Annotated in this window: 20 protein-coding genes; 10 read left to right on the forward strand and 10 right to left on the reverse strand. The window is 74.4% G+C overall.

What is annotated here, in order from left to right:
* Nucleotides 1-84: 84 nt before the first annotated feature.
* The 3 genes from ACIO5D_RS09345 to ACIO5D_RS09355 all read right to left on the reverse strand — a co-directional run bounded on the left by ACIO5D_RS09345 (nucleotide 85) and on the right by ACIO5D_RS09355 (nucleotide 2943).
* Complete coding sequence (locus tag ACIO5D_RS09345; RefSeq protein ID WP_400794505.1) at nucleotides 85-888, reverse strand: SDR family NAD(P)-dependent oxidoreductase; 804 nt, start codon at nucleotides 886-888, stop codon at nucleotides 85-87.
* A gap of 83 nt (nucleotides 889-971) precedes the next feature.
* Complete coding sequence (locus ACIO5D_RS09350; protein ID WP_363604453.1) at nucleotides 972-1709, reverse strand: MIP family channel protein; 738 nt, start codon at nucleotides 1707-1709, stop codon at nucleotides 972-974.
* A gap of 301 nt (nucleotides 1710-2010) precedes the next feature.
* Complete coding sequence (locus tag ACIO5D_RS09355; RefSeq protein WP_400794507.1) at nucleotides 2011-2943, reverse strand: NADP-dependent oxidoreductase; 933 nt, start codon at nucleotides 2941-2943, stop codon at nucleotides 2011-2013.
* Nucleotides 2944-3205: 262 nt separating this feature from the next.
* Between ACIO5D_RS09355 and ACIO5D_RS09360 the strand changes: the two genes are divergently transcribed.
* Entirely contained in the window at nucleotides 3206-4564 is a 1359-nt protein-coding gene (locus tag ACIO5D_RS09360) for a LuxR C-terminal-related transcriptional regulator (protein WP_400794509.1), read from the forward strand.
* A 64-nt stretch (nucleotides 4565-4628) separates the two neighbouring features.
* On the opposite strand, the gene ACIO5D_RS09365 is transcribed toward ACIO5D_RS09360, so the two are convergent.
* Nucleotides 4629-5024, reverse strand: coding sequence for a hypothetical protein (locus ACIO5D_RS09365; RefSeq protein ID WP_400794511.1), 396 nt, complete (start codon nucleotides 5022-5024; stop codon nucleotides 4629-4631).
* Between the two features lie 113 nt (nucleotides 5025-5137).
* Here ACIO5D_RS09365 and ACIO5D_RS09370 point away from each other — a divergent pair, with 113 nt between their 5' ends.
* Both ACIO5D_RS09370 and ACIO5D_RS09375 read left to right on the forward strand, forming a co-directional pair.
* Nucleotides 5138-5584, forward strand: a complete 447-nt coding sequence (locus ACIO5D_RS09370) for a protein phosphatase (protein WP_400794513.1) — start codon at nucleotides 5138-5140, stop codon at nucleotides 5582-5584.
* Nucleotides 5585-5624: 40 nt separating this feature from the next.
* A complete protein-coding gene (locus ACIO5D_RS09375) occupies nucleotides 5625-5990 on the forward strand; it encodes a S26 family signal peptidase (RefSeq protein WP_363604444.1) in 366 nt (121 codons plus the stop codon).
* Nucleotides 5991-6221: 231 nt separating this feature from the next.
* Here ACIO5D_RS09375 and ACIO5D_RS09380 read toward each other — a convergent pair whose 3' ends face one another.
* The 4 genes from ACIO5D_RS09380 to ACIO5D_RS09395 all read right to left on the reverse strand — a co-directional run bounded on the left by ACIO5D_RS09380 (nucleotide 6222) and on the right by ACIO5D_RS09395 (nucleotide 9814).
* Nucleotides 6222-6884: a restriction endonuclease gene (locus ACIO5D_RS09380; RefSeq protein ID WP_400649964.1), complete on the reverse strand. Its 663-nt coding sequence runs from the start codon at nucleotides 6882-6884 to the stop codon at nucleotides 6222-6224.
* The gene (locus ACIO5D_RS09385) at nucleotides 6884-7093 is read right to left on the reverse strand and encodes a hypothetical protein (protein WP_400649967.1); all 210 of its coding nucleotides are present in this window, start codon (nucleotides 7091-7093) and stop codon (nucleotides 6884-6886) included. The genes ACIO5D_RS09380 and ACIO5D_RS09385 overlap by 1 nt, the downstream gene beginning before the upstream one ends.
* Before the next feature lie 460 nt (nucleotides 7094-7553).
* On the reverse strand, nucleotides 7554-8033 hold the full coding sequence (locus ACIO5D_RS09390; RefSeq protein WP_400794515.1) for a YbaK/EbsC family protein: 480 nt from the start codon (nucleotides 8031-8033) through the stop codon (nucleotides 7554-7556).
* The gene (locus ACIO5D_RS09395) at nucleotides 8030-9814 is read right to left on the reverse strand and encodes a 2-isopropylmalate synthase (RefSeq protein WP_363604437.1); all 1785 of its coding nucleotides are present in this window, start codon (nucleotides 9812-9814) and stop codon (nucleotides 8030-8032) included. The genes ACIO5D_RS09390 and ACIO5D_RS09395 overlap by 4 nt, the downstream gene beginning before the upstream one ends.
* A gap of 223 nt (nucleotides 9815-10037) precedes the next feature.
* Between ACIO5D_RS09395 and ACIO5D_RS09400 the strand changes: the two genes are divergently transcribed.
* The 6 genes from ACIO5D_RS09400 to ACIO5D_RS09425 all read left to right on the forward strand — a co-directional run bounded on the left by ACIO5D_RS09400 (nucleotide 10038) and on the right by ACIO5D_RS09425 (nucleotide 16996).
* Nucleotides 10038-10730, forward strand: a complete 693-nt coding sequence (locus tag ACIO5D_RS09400; RefSeq protein ID WP_400650339.1) for a FadR/GntR family transcriptional regulator — start codon at nucleotides 10038-10040, stop codon at nucleotides 10728-10730.
* 403 nt (nucleotides 10731-11133) lie between these two features.
* Nucleotides 11134-14310, forward strand: coding sequence for a nitrate- and nitrite sensing domain-containing protein (locus tag ACIO5D_RS09405; protein ID WP_400649973.1), 3177 nt, complete (start codon nucleotides 11134-11136; stop codon nucleotides 14308-14310).
* Entirely contained in the window at nucleotides 14310-14753 is a 444-nt protein-coding gene (locus ACIO5D_RS09410) for a roadblock/LC7 domain-containing protein (RefSeq protein ID WP_363604433.1), read from the forward strand. Before ACIO5D_RS09405 ends, ACIO5D_RS09410 begins: the two co-directional genes overlap by 1 nt.
* Nucleotides 14754-14760: 7 nt before the next feature.
* Nucleotides 14761-15183 carry a DUF742 domain-containing protein gene (locus tag ACIO5D_RS09415; protein ID WP_400649977.1) on the forward strand — a complete coding sequence of 141 codons (423 nt, stop codon included), beginning with the start codon at nucleotides 14761-14763 and terminating at the stop codon, nucleotides 15181-15183.
* A gap of 3 nt (nucleotides 15184-15186) precedes the next feature.
* The gene (locus tag ACIO5D_RS09420; RefSeq protein ID WP_363604431.1) at nucleotides 15187-15789 is read left to right on the forward strand and encodes an ATP/GTP-binding protein; all 603 of its coding nucleotides are present in this window, start codon (nucleotides 15187-15189) and stop codon (nucleotides 15787-15789) included.
* Nucleotides 15790-15862: 73 nt separating this feature from the next.
* Entirely contained in the window at nucleotides 15863-16996 is a 1134-nt protein-coding gene (locus ACIO5D_RS09425) for an FAD-dependent monooxygenase (protein WP_400794517.1), read from the forward strand.
* Between the two features lie 101 nt (nucleotides 16997-17097).
* Here the strand turns inward: ACIO5D_RS09425 and ACIO5D_RS09430 are convergent, their stop codons facing one another.
* The gene (locus ACIO5D_RS09430) at nucleotides 17098-17856 is read right to left on the reverse strand and encodes a serine hydrolase (protein ID WP_400794519.1); all 759 of its coding nucleotides are present in this window, start codon (nucleotides 17854-17856) and stop codon (nucleotides 17098-17100) included.
* 166 nt (nucleotides 17857-18022) lie between these two features.
* Here ACIO5D_RS09430 and ACIO5D_RS09435 point away from each other — a divergent pair, with 166 nt between their 5' ends.
* Nucleotides 18023-18493: a PH domain-containing protein gene (locus ACIO5D_RS09435; protein WP_363604425.1), complete on the forward strand. Its 471-nt coding sequence runs from the start codon at nucleotides 18023-18025 to the stop codon at nucleotides 18491-18493.
* Between the two features lie 36 nt (nucleotides 18494-18529).
* Here the strand turns inward: ACIO5D_RS09435 and ACIO5D_RS09440 are convergent, their stop codons facing one another.
* A complete protein-coding gene (locus tag ACIO5D_RS09440; protein WP_400794521.1) occupies nucleotides 18530-19318 on the reverse strand; it encodes a leucyl/phenylalanyl-tRNA--protein transferase in 789 nt (262 codons plus the stop codon).
* Nucleotides 19319-19380: the final 62 nt, after the last annotated feature.

The following is a 19380-nucleotide window of genomic DNA, read 5'->3' on the forward strand; positions in this document are numbered from 1 at the left end:
GTTCACGGCGGCAAGAAGCCGGCGGGACCAACCCCGCGCGCGGGGAGCGGCGCCCTTAGAACCCGACGCCCGCGCCTGGGCCCCCTACTGCGCCAGATACCCGCCGTCCACCGGCAGCACGACCCCGGTGACGAACGAGGCGTCGTCCGAGGCCAGGAACAGCACCGCCGAGGCCACCTCGGACGGTATGCCCAGCCGCCCCATCGGGTGCCGCTTCTCGATCGCCGCCAGGTACTCCGGCCCGCCCGGCTCGTCGTACAGCCGGGCCACCCGCTCGGTGGTGATCGTCCCGGGGGCGACGGCGTTGACCCGGATGCCCCGGTCCGCCCATTCCACCGCGAGGTGCTTGGTCAGCCCGGACGCGACGAACTTCGCCGGCCCGTAGATCGCCTGGCCGCGCTGCCCGGCCTCGCCGGAGATGGACGAGACGCAGACGATCGCGCCGCCCGTACCGCTCCCGCCGGCTCCGCCGTCCGTGCCACTCATCGCCTCCACGGCGTACTTGCAGGTGAGGAACATCCCGCGGCCGTCGACGGCCATCACCTGGTCCCAGTCGTCGGCCCCGGCCTCGGTGATCTCCATCAGCGGGATCACGCCCGCGTTGGCCACCAGGACGTCGAGGCGGCCGTGCCGCTCGACGGCGGCGCGGATCATCCGGCGGGCGTCGTCGTCCCGGGAGACGTCGCCGACCACCGTGGTGACGGCCTGCGGCAGCCGCTCCGCCAGCCGCCGCAGGCCGTCGCCGTCGATGTCCGTCGCGACCACCAACGCGCCCTCCCGGGCGAAGCGTTCGGCGACCGCGCGGCCGATGCCGTTCGCCGCGCCCGTCACCACACACGACTTGCCCGCCAGCCGCCCGGGCCCCGAGGCCCCACTCAGATGCGCCATAGCGCCCGACTCTACCGACCGGACGTCAGAAAGCCCGGTACAACGCCGAGTTCAGCGTCGCACCGGGCTTCGTCCGGCTGGGTTCACCGCCCGGCGGCGGCCACCCGTGCGTCCGTGGCCGCGGCCTCGGCCACGGCCAGGTTCGGCTGCGGATGGGTCAGCAGGTGCACCCCGGCCGCCAGTGCGCCGCCGATCAGCGGTGCCAGGATGAACAGCCACAGCTGCGACAGCGCCGCACCGCCCGCGAACAGCGCCGGGCCCAGGCTGCGCGCCGGGTTGACGGAGGTGCCGGTGAGCGGGATGCCGACCAGGTGCACGACCACCAGCGCCATGCCGATCGGCAGCCCGTCGAAGCCGGTGGCCGCCAGCCGGTGGGTGACCGACAGGACCACGTACACGAGGAGGAAGGTCAGGATGATCTCGGTCAGGAACGCGCCGCCGGCGTTGATGTGCACCTGCGAGCGGTCACCCCAGCCGTTGGTCCCGAGCTTCTCGTGGGTCTCCAGGCCCGGTATCTGCTTGGCCACCAGCAGGACCAGCGCCGCGCCGGCGATACCGCCGAGGAACTGCGCGACCCAGTACGACACCGCCGTCCGTCCGTCGATCCGGCGGGCCAGCAGGAAACCGAGCGTCACCGCCGGGTTCACGTGGCAGCCGGAGATCGGCCCGAGCGCGTACGCGAGCGCCAGCAGCACCAGGCCGAACGCGAGCGCGATCCCGACGGAACCGATCGCCTCCCCCGCCACTACCGCGGCGCCCACCGCCAGCAGCACCAACAGCAGAGTTCCGAGAAACTCGCTGATCACCGCGCGCCTGTCCATCTGACCTCCTGTCCGGATCGGGCGGGCGGCACCGCACCGCCCGCTCCCGGTCAACCCTCCGTAACCGAACGGAGGACCGCACATCGGCCGAACGGCCCAACGCCGCGTTCCCGGGAAATCCGCCCGCCAAATTACCCTAAGCGGGTGAATGGGACAATTTCGGACAGATTGCCAGTCAGATCGCGGGGCGCCACGCCGCGGCCCGGCCGGCGACTCAGGCCGTGACCCGAATCTCGGCCCGGATCGCGGCCCGGCCGGCGACCCGCAGGGCCTGCCGACGGATCGACGGCGCCGAGCGGGCTCACCCGACGGTCAGAACGATCTTTCCCCGCAGGTGCCCGTGCTCGCTCAGCCGGTGCGCCTCGACCGCCTCCACCAGCGGAAACACCCGGTGCAGCGGCAGCAGCAGCGTGCCCGCCTCGTGCAGTGCGAGCGCACCCGCCAGCGCCGGCCCGTGGTACTCGACGGCCTCCGTCGTCCCCCCGGTGAACCGGACCCCGTGATCGGCGGCACCCGCCCAGTCGACGATCGTCACCACCTTCTCCGCGGCACCGGTCAGCTCGATCGACAACGGCAGCACCCCGCCCTGCCCGGCCGCGTCCAGCGCCCGGTCCACCCCGTCCGGCGCGACGGCCCGCACCCGCCCGGCCAGGCCGTCACCGTACGTGACCGGGATGGCGCCCAGCTCGCGCAGATACGCGTGGTTGGCCTCGCTCGCCGTACCGATCACCCGGATCCCGCGCGAGCGGGCGAACTGCAGCAGGAACGTGCCGACCCCACCGGCCGCGCCGTGCACCAGCAGCGTCTGGCCGCTCTCCGCGCCCAGCACGGCCAGCGCCCGCCAGGCCGTCTCCGCCGCCACCGGGATCGCCGCGGCCTCCTCCCAGCTCAGCAAGGCCGGCTTGCGGGCCAGCCTGTCGGCCTCCACCAGTGCGTGCTCGGCGTACGCGCCGCCGTGGGTCAGGCCGAACACCTCGTCGCCCGGCCGCCACCGCGTCACAGCCCCGCCGACGGCCTCCACCACACCCGCCGCCTCGTACCCCGTGACGTGCGGGAGCTCGACCGGGAACACCTCGGTCATCGCGCCGCTGCGCAGCTTGTGGTCCAGCGGGTTGACGCCCGCGGCGCGGACGGCGATCCGCACCTGGCCGGGACCGGGGGCGGGCAGTTCGACATCGACCGGGCGCAGCACGTCCACGCCGCCGTACTCGGAGAAGCTGATGGCCTTCGTCATGGAATCGCACAGTCCTTTACGTGTCAGGGAGTTCACGTGTCAGGGAGTTCGTGAACTCGACGGCTCCAGCCTGACGCCCCACCGACCGGTGCCCGGCCCGCCGTTCGGCCGGTTCCGCCCGGCCGAACGGCCAGGGCCGGCCCGACCGGGCCCAGGGTCTGTCGTCGAACTCCCGTCGTCCGCCCGGAGGGCTCCCGGCCGAAGGCTGGGGGAGCGTCGCCACGCAGGCGGGAGTTCGACGACAGGCCCTAGGCTGAACGGCATGACGGACAACGGGGCGGGCAGTACGGCGGGCGCTGCGCACGAGCGGTGGCGGGATGCCTGGGGGCGGCCCGAGGAGGCGCTGGCGCGGGCCGTGGAGGTGCTGCGGACACCCCGGCCGAACCTGCTGCGGCGGCTCTCCGAGGTGCTCGCCGGCCTCGTCCCGCACACGGCGATCGCCCACCTCAGCGGCATCTGCACCTACACGCCCGTGAAGGCGTTCGGCGCCACCGAGCTGGCCGGGGGGATCACCAGCCTGGAACTCGCCCGGCTGACGGACGCCGTGGCCGTCGGCCGGCCGTGGCAGGGCACCGCCGTCCTGGCGGGCCGGTCCCGGCCCGTCGTCGCCGCCTCGACCATCACCGCGTCGGCGAACGGTACCGGCGCACTGCTCGTCCTGGTCCTGGAGAGCGCCGAACCGCTGCCCGGGCAGGCGCTCGCCGTCCTCCAGCAGGTGTGGGAGCTGGTCACCATCCACTCCGACCACCGCGCCACCGACGCCGCCCCCGTGCACGCCGCCGCCTCCCGTGCCTCGGCGGGCGCCCGGGCCCGCGCGATCGCCGACCTGACCGGCACCCACGCCTCGGCGCTGTCCGCGATCCTGGCGCCCCTGCGGTCCACCGCCCTGGACGACGCCACCGCCCGCCGCAGCGCCACCGAACTCGCGGTGAACGCCCTGCTGGACCTGCGGGCCGGCGCGGACCTCGACCGGGAGCTCAGCGAGGAGCCCGCCGACACCGCGTTCGCCCGCCTCGCCGACGAGTTGCGCCCACTGCTGCGGCACAGCCCCGTCCGCCTCGACCTGGCACCGCCCACCCCGGCCACCCCGTCCATCCCGGCCGACACCGCGCACACCGCCCGGGCCGCGGTCCGCTCCACCGTGCTCATCATGCTGGAACAGGACGACCTGACGCGCCTGCACGTGAGTTGGCGCATCAGCGACGACACCCTGCGCGCGGTGGTCCGCGACGACGGCCCCGGCCTGCTCGTCACGGACGGGCTCGCCGCACACCGGACGGCGGACCGCGTCACCGCCCTCGCGGGCCGCCTCGCCGTGGACGCCGTGCCCGGCTGGGGCACCACGGTGACCGTCGACCTGCCGCTCACCGCACCGGCCGCGCCCTCCGGCCCGGATCCCCTGGAAGGTTTGCAGCCAAGGGAGTTGGAGGTCCTGGACCAGCTCGCCCAGGGCCGCCGCAACCGGGACATCGCGCGGGCGCTGCACATCAGCGAGTCCACGGTGAAGTTCCATGTCGCCAACATCCTCGCCAAGTTGGGCGTGGCATCACGCGGAGAGGCCGCCGCGCTGGCCCACCGGGCCGGGCTGCCGACGACCGCCGCGCTCTACGCCGCGTCCTGACCGGGGAGTCCGCCGAAGTGCAGCGCGGGGCCGTTGCCGGTGGCGCCCGCACGGGCCCGGTGGTTCACCACGGGGCAGAGAACGAGGACGGCATCGTCAACGCGGTGACCGGGTCGCCGGGACGAAAGCGCACGCGGCACCGTGGACAGTAGAGGACCTGCGTCCGCCACCCCGACCCCGCCCGGGTGAGCGCCCTGGCGATGAGGGCCCCCGCCGCGAGGGCGCCTGCGAGCAACGACGCACCGAACCCCGTGTGCCCCTGGAGCAGCAGTCCCCAGCCGTACGCCCCGAGGGCTGCCGCGGCCAGGAGCCGGACCCGGCCCGCCGAGCGTACGACCGGCCGGCGGTACTCCTCGAAGACGGCCAGCCGGGAGGACTCCTCGCACCGTGGGCAGACGGCCCCGTGGGGCGGCGTCGCTTCCGGAGCGAGGTGGTCGGCCTTCTCTTCCGTCAGCCCCATGCACGCACACTAGCCGAGCGGCGGCCGGAGCACCCAGACCGGGACCGGACAGGGAAACCTGGCGACACAGGGCCACACCGCCGACAACCCGGGGCACGAAGTACGCTCGGCCCATGACCACCGCGCCGTCCTGGGAGCCCACGGCCGCCGGAGTGCTGCGGCTGCCGTCGGGCCGGCTCGTCCGGGGGCGCGGCCTGAGCCGGCCGCTGCCTCCGGGGCCCCGACCCGGCTTCGGGCTCTACCTGCTGGGGCGAAGGCCACCGGCGGTCGACTGGGAGAGCCGCTGGCTCCGCTGGCCCGACTTCCGGCTCCCCGCCGACCGCACCGAGGCCGCCGGGGCGTTCCGCGAGGCGTGGGGGCGGTCGGCCTCGGACCGGGTCGAGCTCGCCTGCGCCGGAGGCCGCGGCCGTACCGGCACCGCGCTGGCCTGCCTGGCCGTCCTGGACGGGGTCCCGGCCGACCGGGCGGTGGCGTTCGTCCGGGAGCACTACCACCCGCACGCCGTCGAAACGCCCTGGCAGCGCACGTTCGTGGCGCGGTTCCGCCAGGGCGGGGCGTAAATCGGTTGGGTGACCCGGCCAGGTCTGCCACGATCACCGCATGGGTGTGCTGGACGCAGTGGCGGGCCGGGTCGCCGCCGGGGCCGTCGTCGGATTCCGGCCCAGCGGCTCCTCGATGGTCCCGTTGATCCGCAGTCGGCAGCAGGTGGTCGTCGCGCCGGTCGACGCGTCGAAGCTGGAGGTCGGGGACATCGTCCTGGCCCGCGTCGCCGGGGCGGTGTACCTGCATCTGGTCTCGGCCGTGGATCCGGCCCGGAGGCGGGTCCAGATCAGCAACAACCGCGGCCGGGTCAATGGCTGGACCGGCCAGGCCCGCGTCTTCGGCATCTGCGTGGCGGTCGACGGCGTCCCCCGGCCGGGAGTCGACGGCAAGACCCTCGGGGCCGACCCCGAGAGCCCGTCCTGACCGGCCCCGGGGTGGCCCGGCCGTCGGTCAGTTCTCACATTCACCTTGTCAACCATGCGCTGCTGAATGACAGTTGGCCTGCGGCTGATGGGGAGATCACGACTTCGTTCCACGGGCGGCGTGTCGCCCTGCGGGACCGCGTCGACGCGGTCGACGCATTCGGCGCGGAGCACGGGAGTTTCGCCATCGCGGGTGTGAACGACACCGAACCGCCCTGGAACCCGCCGCGGTTCACGCCACCCGCCGCCACCCGATCCGTCGCTTCGCCGGGCGGCCCGGCAGGGCGAGCAGGTCGTGCAGCGGCGTGCCCCGGTCGGCCCAGGTCTCCAGGCGGGGGCGGTCGATCCAGTGGATGCGGTGCCGGTCGCCCCAGGCCATGGCATCGCGGGTGAGGGTGCCGTTGGTGACCACGACGGCGATGTCGGCACCGTGCACCGGTCCTGCGGTCCCCTTCACCTCGTACATCACGTGGACGCCGACCTTGGCGCCGACCCTGGTGTGTTTGGCCTGGAGCACGATGCGGCCGTGGCTCGGGTGCTGGCCTGTCACATCGGCGGCCTGGTCGCCCTGTTGGCCGACCTTGCGGGCGCTCCAGCCGTCGCGGATCAGCAGGTCCCGCAGGGCGTACTCGAAGGCCTGGTCGTCCAGGGCGTCCACCTGGGCGAGGGTGAGCCGCAGGGCGGCCAGGCGTTCGGTGCGGGCCCGGTCGAGGGCCGGCTGGCGGGCGGCGGCCGCGAGGGCGAGGACGGCGACGGCGGCGAGGAAGGGCCAGGACCGGAGGAGGCTCTGCGCGGCGCCGAGCAGCAGTACGGCGAGCGCGACGCCGACGGCGGCCGCGGCGACGTGCTCGACCGGGCCGCGTGGCTTGCGCAGCAGGGGCCGGCGCCGGGCCATCAGGGGGTGCCGACCGCGGACGGCGTGGCGGCGGTCGGCGGCGGGGCTCCGGCGTCGTCGGTGAAGCCGACGTAGTGGCCCCAGAGCCAGAACACGGCCACGGCTCCGGCGATCACCCACCCGCTCGCCTTCGTGGTCCCGCCACCTCCCGACGCGGGCTTGCGCCGGAAGTGGCCCCGCACCCACACCCGGCCGTCGTCGTTCGCCACTGTGCCTCCCGAGAGGGCGGGCGCCCGGTGCGCCTCGGCCCGCCCCTTGGTGTAGCAGTGGCGGCCGACACGGGAGGGCCGGTCCTCGGCATACGGACAACTCGACCGTCCCGAACCGGACATGTGCGCCCGCCCGGTGCGCCCCGGCGCCGTCGGCGCGCGCCCGCCGTGCGGCCTCGGCGGTTCCGCCCGGCCACCGTTCCGGGTCTGCCGGACGCCCCGGCCGGTCAGCCACTCCGAGCTGCGCGGATACCGAAGAAGGGCGCCCCGGAGGCAACTTGGCGGAAACCGGGGGTTCGGTCGGCGGCGGCCGGGGCGGTCACCCACCAGAATTCTGGGATGGCGTGCGGACGGGGCGGACGGCAGGATGCTCGCGTCCGGCAGCGACGCGGGCCCTCCCGGCTACGGGCGGCAGCCGGGAGGGCCCGCGCGGAACGGAACGAACCGGGGCCGGGCCCGCTCAGGCGTGCACCTCCGACGGTGTCCCGCCGGTGAGGCGCAGCAGTTCGTCGTACGTCATCGGCACGACCGTGTGCGGGTGGCCGGCGGCCGCCCAGAGGACGTCGTGCCCGGCGAGGGCGGTGTCCACGACGGTGCGCAGTCTGGCCGGGTGGCCGGTCGGGGCGACGCCGCCGATGGCCTGGCCGGTGGCGTCGCGGACCTGTTGGGCGGTGGCGCGTTCGATCGGGCCGGTGCCGAGCCGGTCGGCCAGGTAGGCGGTGTCGACGCGGTGGGCGCCGCTGGTCATGACCAGCAGGGGCGCCCCGTCGCACTGGAAGACCAGGCTGCCGGCGATGGCGCCGACCTCGCAGCCGAGGGCGGCGGCGGCCTCGGCGGCGGTGCGGGCGGAGTCGGGCAGGACGCGGATCTCGCCGGTCAGGCCGGCCGCCGCGAGGGCGGCGGCGACGGTCAGGCTGCGGGCGGGGAGACCGGCTGTCATCGGGCCGTCATCTCCCGGGCCCCCGCACGGCCGACGGCGCTCAGCACCGCCCGTACGCCCGCCGTGAGGACGGAGGTGTCGCGCCCGGCGCCCCACACCGCCTCCCCGGCGACCCGCGCCTCGACGTAGGCGACGGCGTCGCTGTCGGGGCCGGTGCGGACGGCGTGCTCGCTGAACTGCAGGATGTCCACGGCCGTCCCGGCCTCCCGCAGGGCCGCCGTGACGGCGTCCAGCGGGCCGTTGCCCTCGCCGCGCCAGGCCCGGCCGTCGAGGGTGACCTCCGCCCAGTGGCCGCCACCGCCTCCCTGCCCGGCACGCTCCCCCGTGCGCCACGAGGCCGCCGGCGCCGCGTCCAGGTACGTCGCCCGGAACAGCGCGTACAGCTCGTCGGCGCCGATCTCGCGGCCGCTGTCGTCCGTCGACTCCTGGACCACCCGGGAGAACTCGATCTGGAGCCGGCGGGGCAGGTCCAGCCCGTGTCCGGTCTGCAGCAGGTAGGCGATGCCGCCCTTGCCGGACTGGCTGTTGACCCGGATCACCGCCTCGTAGTCCCGCCCGAGGTCGGCCGGGTCGATCGGCAGGTAGGGCACGGCCCACGGCGCCTCGCCGGCCGGGACGCCCAGGTCGGCGGCCGTCTTGGCGTGGTGGGCCAGGCCCTTCCTGATGGCGTCCTGGTGGGTGCCGGAGAAGGCGGTGTGCACGAGGTCGCCGACGTAGGGGTGGCGTTCGTGGACGGGCAGGCGGTTGCAGTGTTCGACGGTGCGCCGGATCTCGTCGATGTCGGAGAAGTCGATCATCGGATCGACGCCCTGGGTGTGGAGGTTGAGCGCCAGGGTCACCAGGTCGACGTTGCCGGTCCGCTCGCCGTTGCCGAACAGGCAGCCCTCGACCCGCTGGGCGCCGGCCAGGACGGCGAGTTCGGCGCAGGCCACGCCGGTGCCGCGGTCGTTGTGCGGGTGGACGGAGAGGATCACCGCGTCGCGCCGGTCCAGGTGGCGGTGCATGTACTCGATCTGGTCGGCGTAGATGTTGGGCGTGGCGATCTCGACGGTGGCGGGCAGGTTGTGGATCACCGGCCGGTCGGGGTCGGCGTCCCACAGGGCGGTGAGGCCGTTGCAGATCTCCAGGACGTAGTCCGGTTCGGTCAGGTTGAACACCTCGGGCGAGAACTCGAAGCGCACGCCCGGGCGGCCTTCCGCCCGCCGGGCCAGGTGTTCGGCGGCCCCGGTGATCAGGGTGCGCAGCTCCTCGCGGCCGCGGCCGAGGACGACGTCCCGCCAGACCGGCGCGGTGGCGGTGTAGAGGTGGACGACGACCCGGGGCAGGCCCTCGACGGCCTCGAAGGTGCGGTCGATCAGGTCGGCGCGGGCGGCGGTGAAGACGACGACGGTGACGTCCGGCGGGACGGCGCCGGGCACGGTGGCCAGCTGCCGGACGAAGTCGAAGTCGGCGCGGCTGGCGGAGGGGTAGCCGACCTCGATCTCCTTGAAGCCCATGGCCAGGAAGAGGTCGAACATCCGCTGCTTGCGTGCCGGGTCCATCGGCTCGGCGAGCGCCTGGTTGCCGTCGCGCAGGTCGACGGGCACCCAGAGCGGGGCGTGCTCGATCCGCCGGCCCGGCCACTCCCGGGGCCGGTCGGCGGGCCGGCCGCCGGGCAGCTGGACGCGCTCGTGTGCCGGGCGGTAGCGGTGGTGCGGCATGGCGCTGCCGCGCTGCGGGTTCCAGGCGGGGGCGGTGGCCGGGACGGGGCCGGCGGGGGTGCGGAGGGTGGGGAATCGCATGGGTCTCGTGAGTCCTTCACGACGGGGTGCGGCACCCGGGCGGCGACGGTGCGGTCGCGTCGGCCGGGTGCGGCACCGGAGGACGACCGGCAGCACGGCGCCCCGCAGCGGGGTGCCGGTCCGGTCAGACCCCGCTGCGGCCACCAAGAAGGAGACTCCACGGCTTCATGCGGGGTACAGTAACCACGAACCAAGTCCTCAGACAACCTGGCAGGTGAACGCGATGTCCCCGCTCGGCCCCCTCCGCCCCTCCCCTCTGGTCGATCAGGCGACCCGGCGGATCGAGGAGCAGATCGCGGCCGGGCACTGGCCCGTCGGCGGCAAGCTGCCCGGCGAGGTGACGCTGGCGAAGGAGCTGGGTGTCGGCCGCTCGACCGTCCGGGAGGCCCTGCGCGCGCTGGCGGGGGCCGGCATGGTGCAGAGCCGCCAGGGCGCCGGGGTGTTCGTGACGGCGGACCGGCCGAGCGAGGACTGGTCGGCGCGGCTGCGCAGGGCGGAGCTGGCGCACGTCTACGAGGTCCGCACGGTGGTCGAGGTGCAGGCGGCCCGGCTGGCCGCCGTGCGCCGCACCGAGGCGGACCTGGCCGCGATGGACGAGGCGCTGACGGCCCGCCTGGCGGCGGGCGAGGGGGACGACGCCGCCTTCGTGACGGCGGACATCGCGCTGCACACGGCGGTGGTCGCGGCCGCGCACAACCCGGTCCTTTCCGACCTTTTCGCGGAGTTCGTCCCGGTTCTGAAGGAGCGTCTGGTCGAGCTGGTCGGGCTGCTGGAGCTACGCAAGGGCGATCCGAACCACGGCCACCCGGCGCACGCCGAACTGGTCGAGGCCGTACGCCGGGGCGACGCGGAGGGCGCCGGGCAGGGGCTGGCGGCCGAGCTGGAGGCCACCCGCGCCCGCCTGCTCGCGGCCTGACCGGGCGGACACTCCGGTCCTGCGCGCGCGGGCACCTTCACCCCTCCCGCTCGGGCACAGCAGGCCCGCCCTCCGCGGGCACGGTGGGCCGCCGCCCTCGGGCGCGGCAGGCCCGCCCCATCCCCGCACGGAGGGCCCACCGCCCACGGATTCGGCGGGCGCGACGACCCGCCGCCCACAGGCTCGGCAGGCCCGCTCCTTACGGCTGCGGACGGCCCGCTCCCCGCGGGCACACACTCTCCGCATCTGCCGCCCCCACCGCCCCCACCTGCACTGACGTCGGGTCATCAGCCATCACAAGGATGCTTCGACCACCAACCGTCAACCGACCGGTGACGTTGTGTTCAGGCGGTGTGCGGCCACCGTCCAGGCGGCGAACGAGTTTTCACTCCCATCACACCGTATGACTAGTATCGCTTCGTCAAAGCCCGTGCCCCCCGGACGGTTCGGCCCGGAAGGGTCGGCCGCCAGTCCCAAGGAGTCAGCTCTGCGCGCGCGTGCGAATCGGCGGCCCCCGACGCCGAAGGCCCCCCGCAGGCGTCCGCGCCTGTCACTGCGGACGGCTCTGCTCGTCCTGGCCATCGTCCCCAGCCTCTCCCTCGTCGCCCTCTGGGCCGGGACCAGTGGCGAGACCTTCCTCGACTTCCAGCGCCAGGCGGCCCAGGGCCTGCTGGCACAGAAGGCCGGGAAGCCCTCCAACATCGTCTACTACAACCTCCAGGAGGAGCGCCGGCTCAGCGCCGAGGCGCTCGCCCGGCCCGGCAGCGTCACCGACGCGCTGCGCCGCCAGCGCGCGCTGACCGACGACGCCGTGCGCCAGTTCCAGGCGCTCTCCGGCGAGACCGCCGACAGCGCGCCCGCCGAGGTGCTCAGCGCCGTCACCGAGGCGCGCCAGGCGATGGGCAAGCTGGCCGAGCAGCGCGCCGCGGTCGACCGCGCCGCCACCGACCAGCAGACGGTCTTCACGTACTACACCGACCTGATCGCCGTGGACCTGCGGCTGTTCACCGCGCTCAGCCACGTCGACAACGGCGAGGTCACCTGGATCTCCAAGACCCTGGTGAACGCCTTCTGGGCCAAGGAGATGCTGGCCCGCGAGGATGCCATCCTGGCCCGCGGCTGGCCGTCCGGGCGGCTGAGCGTCGCCGACTACCAGCAGGTCCAGCAGTCCATCGGCGCGCAGCAGCACCTGTTCGGCGTGCAGGTCGTGCCGTACATCCCCGCCGGTGAGGACCAGGCCTGGCAGGAGCTGATGAACAGCCCCGCCTGGCAGGCCAAGGACACCGTCGAGCAGGCCCTGACCAAGCCGACCACGCCGGAGTCCGGCGGGACGGTCAGACTCCCCGCGTCGCAGGACCAGTGGCGCCAGGCCCTGGACCAGCTCAACCCGCAGCTGGTGAAGGCGATCGAGGCCCGCACCGACGGCATCGTCGAGGTCGGCAAGGACTCCTTCCTCTCGCTGCTCACCAAGGTCGTGCTGACCAGCCTCATCGGCCTGGTCGCGGTCATCGCGGTGATCCTGACCACCTGGCGCCTGACCCGGTCGCTGCGCCGCCGCATCCAGGAGCTGCACACCCAGGCGCAGGAGCTGGAGCGCACCCTCCCCGAGGTGGTGGAGCGTCTGTCGCGCGGCGAGCAGGTGGACGTCGAGGCCGAGACCCACGCCATCACCGCCGGCCCGCACGGCAACGGCACCGACGAGCTGGCCCGCCTCGGCCATGCGCTCAACCTGGCCCGGACCTCCGCGCTGGAGACCTCCGTCCGGCAGGCCGAGCAGCACCGCGGCTTCGAACGGCTGCTGCAGCGCATCGCCCGCCGCACCCAGCTGCTGATCGGTCAGCAGCTCCGCAAGCTGGACGAGCTGGAGCGCAAGCACGAGGACCCGGAGGTCCTGGAGGGCCTCTTCGACCTCGACCACCTCACCGCCCGTCTGCGGCGCTACGAGGAGAACCTGGTCATCCTCGCCGGCGGCCAGCCGCAGCGGCGCTGGCGCAAGCCCGTCCCGCTGCTGGACGTGCTGCGCGCCGCGCAGAGCGAGGTGCAGGACTACCGGCGGATCATGCTGGACGTGGAGGGCCACCCGTGGCTCTCCGAGCGGGCCGTCGGCTCGGTCGCGCACGTGATCGCCGAGCTGATGGAGAACGCGGCGACCTTCTCCAAGCCGCCCACGCCGGTGGAGGTCCGGGCCGCCATGGTCGGCCGCGGCCTCGCGGTGGAGATCGAGGACCGCGGGCTCGGCATGGACCCCGAGCAGTACGACGCGGCCAACGAGCTGATGAGCAGTCCGCCCCGGATGGACGTGCTGGCCCGGGCGGACGACATCCGCCTCGGCTTCTACGTGGTCGCGCGGCTGGCCGCCAACACCGGGCTGCGGATCGAGTTCCGGCCGTCGGCCTTCGGCGGCACCCGGGTGGTCGTGCTCGTCCCGGAGGAACTGGTGATCGACGGCGACGCCGGGCTGCCGGACGCGACGCCCGTCGAGCCGATCCCGCTCGCCCGGCGCTCGCGCAAGGCGGCGCTCACCGCGCTGACCGCGGCGAGCGAGCCCGCGGACGGCCCGGACCACGCGGCCGGCATCGCCGACCTGGACGACCTGAACGACCTGAACGGCTCGGACGGCCTGGACGATCTGAACAACCAGAACAGCCTGAACGGCCTGGACGACGAGACCGTGCAGGCCCTGCTGCCCGGCTCGGCGCCGACCCCCGTCGAGGCGTTCGCGCACGTCGAGTACATCCAGCCGCTGGAGACCGACCAGCCGGTCGAGCACAGCTCCCCGGCGGACGGCACGGCCGCGCACGGTTTCCCGGGCTTCCAGCCGTCCGGCGCCTCCGCCCACGGCGGCCCCGGGTACGGGATGGAGCAGCACGGCGCGCAGTCGTACGGCTCGGCCCAGACCGGGTACGGCGACCACACCACCCCGGGGTACGGCACCCCCCGGTACAGCGCGACGGGGTACGACTCCCCGACGTACGACAACCCGGCGTACGACAACCCCGCCCACGGCTCCGCGGCCCACGGCTCCGCGGCGTACGACAAGCAGGGGTACGACACCCCCGCCTACCCGGACATCGCCTACGCCACGGTGACGCCGGCCGAGGCCCCGTACGCCGACGAGCAGTACCGCCCGGCCGACCACTACCGGCTCGCCGAGCGCCGCGAGTACGCCTCCTCGGTGCCGGTCAGCGAGCCCACCGGCGAGCAGCCGCCGCTGCCGCAGCGTGTCCGCCAGGCCAGCCTGGCCGCCGAGCTGCGGGTGCCGCCGCGGCCCGACGCCCCCGGCGCGCCGGGCGGCTTCGGTGCGGCCGCCGAGCAGCCGCACCGGCAGGACGGGCCCCCGAGGACGGGCCCGCGCCCGGTGCGCCGCTCGGGCGCCGCGATCGGCGCCTTCCAGCGCCAGTCCCGCGCCGCCCGCGGCCAGGACGGTGACCAGGACTCCGGGCAGCACCGGCTGCCCGCCGCCACCGCACACCCGGCGTCCCCCACCGCAGCCGCCGGTCCCCCGACTCCCGCGTCGGGCCCGTCCCCCTGGGCCCTCCCCGCCGCGGATTCCCGAACCACTAGGACGGATGACCAGTGATGAACCGTACGATCGCCACCCACCAGGACCTGGACTGGCTGCTGGACGGACTCGTCGACTCGGTGCCCGGAACCAGGAACGCCGTCCTGCTCTCCGACGACGGCCTGGTCGTCAGCCACTCCCGGAGCATCGACCGGGCCGACGCCGAGCGCCTGGCGGCCGTCGCCACCGGCCAGCAGAGCCTCGCCCGGGGTGTCGGCGCCCTGTTCGACGGCGGTCCGGTGCACCAGGTGATCGTCGAGCTGGCCGAGGTCTGGCTGTTCATCATCGCCGCCGCCCAGGGCACCCACCTGGCCGTGATCGCCTCCCAGGAGGTGGACGCCGAGGTGATGTCGGTGGCCATGCACACCCTGGTGCAGCAGGTCGGCCAGAAGATGAGCACCCCGGCGCGCAGCGAGTTCGACGCGTTCGCCGCCCGCAGCACACACGCCGGCCGCGGGTGATCGCGCGGTGAGGCCCCACTGGAGCGAGGTGTCCGACGAGGACGAGGACGACGGCTCGGGATCGATGGTGCGCCCGTACACCATCACCCGCGGCCGCACCGCGCCCGAGCGCGACAACCTCACACTGATCACGGTGCTGACCACGGTCGAGGAGGAGGCCCGCGTGGCCCTGGCCCGGGGTTCCCGGTCCGGGCCGCGCAACCTCCAGCCCGAGCACCGGATGATCCTGAACCAGTGCCGCCGTCCGGCCGCCGTCGCCGAGGTGGCGGCCGGGCTGGACCTGCCGGTCTCGGTCACCAAGATCCTCTTGGACGACCTGATCTCCCAGGGCCTGCTGCTGGCCCGGGCGCCGCTCTCGGTGGCCCGGGCGAGCGGGGGCGTTGACCTCGGTCTGCTGACGGCCGTACGCGAAGGACTCCGGAGACTCTGAACCATGGCACCAACCGCACCAACCCCGCCCGCTCCCCCCGCCGCGCCCGCCGCCGTGAAGATCCTGATCGCGGGCGGCTTCGGCGTCGGCAAGACCACCCTGGTCGGCTCGGTCAGCGAGGTCGCGCCGCTGCGCACCGAGGAGTTGCTCACCCGCGCGAGCGTGGGGGTGGACGACCTGTCCGGCGTGGACAGCAAGAACACCACCACCGTCGCCCTGGACTTCGGCCGGATCACCGTCAACGCGGACCTCGTCGTCTACCTGTTCGGCACGCCCGGGCAGGAGCGCTTCTGGTTCATGTGGAACGACCTGGTGAACGGCGCGCTCGGCGGGATCGTCATCGCCGACACCCGCCGGCTGGACACCAGCTTCGCCTCGATCGACTTCTTCGAGAGCCGCGGCATCCCGTTCGTGGTGGCGATCAACTGCTTCCACGCGCACAACACCCGGACGCCGGACGAGATCCGGGCCGCCCTCGACCTCGACCCGCAGGTGCCGATGCTGCTCGGCGACGTGCGGGAGCGCTCGTTCGGCCGGGATCTGCTGCTGGCCCTGGTCGACCACCTGATGGACCTCTCCGCCGTCCGGGCCGCGCCCGTCGGCTGACCGGCCCCGCGCCCTCCCTCCCCTGTTTCCCGCACCGACGTTCCTGTACCGACCTCCCCGGGAGAACCCCGTCATGACCTCACCCCTGCGCGTACTGATCCACGGCGGCGGCATCGGCGGCCTGACCCTGGCCACCGCCCTCGCCCGGCGCGGCCACCAGGTCGACGTGGCCGAGCTGCGCGACGAGCTGGAGGCGCTCGGCGTCGGCATCATCCAGCCGTCCAACGCGCTGCACGTGATGCGCGAGATCGGCGTGCTGGACGCGTGCCTGGCGGCCGGCTTCGAGTGGGAGGTGCTGACCATCTGCGACCCGGCCGGCACCACGCTCGCCAAGATCCCGCAGCCCCGGATGGGCGACGCCCCCTCCAACAACGGCATCCCGCGGCCCGCCCTGGCCGGGGTGCTGAGCGCCGCCGCCACCGCGGCCGGCGCGTCCGTGCGCTTCGGCGCCACGATCGCCGAACTCGCCGACGACGGCCAGGGCGTGGACGTCACCCTGACCGACGGCCACAGCGGCCGGTACGACCTGGTGGTCGGCTTCGACGGCATCGGCTCGCCGCTGCGCAAGCGCCTGTACGGAGACGTGTACGCGCCCGAGTACACCGGCTTCGCCAACTGGCGGGTGACGCTGCCGCGTTCGCCCGAGGTGCAGGGTGTGGTGATGTCCGCCGGGAACCTGAAGGCGAAGGCGCTGCTCACCCCGATCACCGAGGAACTGATGTACCTGGGCTCGGTGTTCGCCGAGGCCGAGGACTTCCGCCCGGACCCGGAGCGCGCCCACGAGCAGCTGGCCGAGCGGCTGGCCGGCTTCGGCGGCCCGGTCGCCGAGGCGCTGACCCTGGTCACCGACCCGTCGGCGGTGGTCTACTCGCGCATCTCGCAGGTCACGGTGGAGGAGCCGTGGCACGTCGGCCGGGTGGTCCTGGCCGGTGACGCCGCGCACGCCAGCACCCCGCACCTCGCCCAGGGCGCGGCCATGGCGGTCGAGGACGCGCTGGTGCTGGCCGAGAGCCTGGACGCCACCGAGGACGTGGCCGCGGCGCTCGCCGCCTGGGAGGAGCGCCGCCGCCCGCGCGCGATGTGGGTGCAGGCGATGTCGCGGGCCGTCCTCAAGCAGGAGACCGGCACGCCGACCACCCCGGAGGAGGACGAGCTGCTGAAGGTCGGTATCCCGGGCGCCGCGCACGTCCTGGTCAAGCCGTACTGACGGCCGCCGTCCGGCCGTTCGTCTCGACCCCGCACGGGCCGCTGCCCGCGCGGGGTCGCGTGCGTCCGGGGCCGGGCCGGAACGGCGGCGGGCCAGGCCGCCTACCGGGCGATCTCCCGGCGCCGTTCCCAGACCGCCGCCGAGATCCGGGCCAGCAGCCGGGCCGCCGGATCCGCCGCCGTCTCGTCCTCGCCCGAGGCCAGCGGCCCGGTGTAGCAGACGGCGAGCAGGTACGACGGGCAGTCCCCGGGGTGGACGAGGCCGACGCCGTGCCGGACCCCGGGGGACCACCCGTTCTTGAACGCGATCCTCGTCCCCGGCGGCAGCCCGGCCGCCAGGTCCACCCGGAACGCGTTGCGCTCCAGCAGCGCCAGCAGCTCCGGCTCCCCCGCCAGCGAGCGCAGCAGCCGCACCAGGTCCAGCGCGCTCACCCGGTTGTGCACGCCCTGGTCACGTGCCGGGTAGTCCTCGATCCCGCGCGGGCTGGCACTGCGGGTGGCGCCCGCGCGGCGCCAGACCTCGGCGACCGCCGGGTGCCCGACCCGGGCTAGGCAGAGGTTGGTGGCGAGGTTGGAGGAGTGGGTGATCATCCGCTCGGCGAGCAGCCGCAGCGGTGCCGTCCCGCCGAGCAGCGCCCACGGCTCCGGATCGCTGTCCCAGCCGGGGTCGTTGGCGAACTCGCCGCCCGCCACGGAGACGAAGCGGTTCACCACCGGCACCTCGGCGTCCAGGTCGGCCCCGCTCCGGTGCAGCGCCGCGAGCACGGCCACCTTCATCGTGCTCGCCGCGTCGTGCGGTTCGTCGGGAGCCCGGACGAACACCGGCTCCCCTTCCCAGGGCGCCACCACCACAGACAACATGCCCGGCTGATTGCCCGGCCCCACCCCGGGCAAACCTCACCCAGCGTGGCGGCGAAATTGACGTACCGTCACATCCGGTCCTCCTCAAGCCTATCGGCGGGCACCCCGAAGCCCTTACACTGCGGAACCGGTCGATTACCGGGGATGACCTTCGTCAGGGGGCGGCATGAGTTCCGAACAGCTTCGGCTTCCGCACGAGTACCGGGTGGCCACCATGCGGATCGGGGGCTTCGCGTTCACCATCCTGCTGGCCTCCGGCGGCGCGCTGGTACCGCTCTGGGCCGACCAGGAGTTCGCCTCCTCGACGAAGACCGCCGGCACGCTGATCATCCTGGGCCTGCTGTTCCTGCTGATCATCTCGGCCGCGCGCGCCGCGACCCTGGTCACCGAGGAGGGCGTCCGGGTCCGCGGCATCGTCCGCCGGCGCCGGCTCGCCTGGGCGGACATCAAGGAGTTCCGCAAGGTGCCGAACCCCAACTCGGGCCTCGGCAAGGGCGCGCCGGACTTCTTCACCTACGCGTACCCGCACAGAGGCAAGGGGATCCTGCTGCCGTTCGTCGACGACAAGCACGTCAACGTGGACCACGAGGTGGCCAGGCTGCTCGGTCTGCTGGAGGAGCGGCGCGGGGAGGGCTGAGCCGCCGGGCCGCCGGGCCGGGCAGCCGGCCCGTCCTCACCCCAGCCGGGCCGCCGGGAGCGGTCCGGCCGGCAGCGGGCGCGGTGCGGGTGGCCCGGCCAGCTCCGCGAGATAACGGGCCCGGGGCATCGGGACGGCGCCGAGACTGCGGACGTGCGGGCTGTCCCACTGGGCGTCCAGCAGCCGGCCGCCCGCGGCGGCGAAGCGGGCCGCGAGATCGGCGACGGCGACCCTGGCGGCACCGGAGCGGCGGTGGAACATCGAGTCGAGGCTGAGGACGGGGCCCGCGGCGACACCGAAGACACCGCCGATCAGCTCCCCGTCCTCCCACACCTCCGCGCTGTGCGCCGCGCCGCGCTCGTGCAGCCCTACCAGCGCGGCCCGCAACTCACGTGTGAGCCAGGCCGGTCGGCGGCCTTCGGCGCAGCCGGCGAGGACGGACTCGAACGCCCGGTCCGCGCTGGTCCACCAGTCCAGGCCGTTCCGCAACCGCCGGGCGAACCGGCTCCCGAGCCGCACGCCGTCCGGCGCGATCACCGGCCGCGGATCGGGGGACCACCACGCGAGCGCGTACGGATCCGCGCCGACGCCTCCCCCGCCCCCGGTGGCGGGCAGCAGCGCCACCTCCCCCGCCGCCACGGCGTCTTCGAACCGGGCCTCGTTGAAGGCGATCGTGTAGTCGTCGACGGCCGGCAGCGGGAAGAGCCCGTGCCGGTAGGCGTCGAACAGCACCTCGGCGTCCAGCCCCGCCCCGAACGCGGCCGGCCCGCCGGTCGGCGCCCGCGCCACGTCCAGCCCCGCGAACACCTCGCTCATCTCGCTCATCCGGCCGCCCCCGCACGCCCGTTCACCACGGCATCACCCGTTCACCGCCGTACCCGTTCACC

Source organism: Kitasatospora sp. NPDC087315 (assembly GCF_044744345.1).
In the GTDB taxonomy this organism is placed as follows: domain Bacteria; phylum Actinomycetota; class Actinomycetes; order Streptomycetales; family Streptomycetaceae; genus Kitasatospora.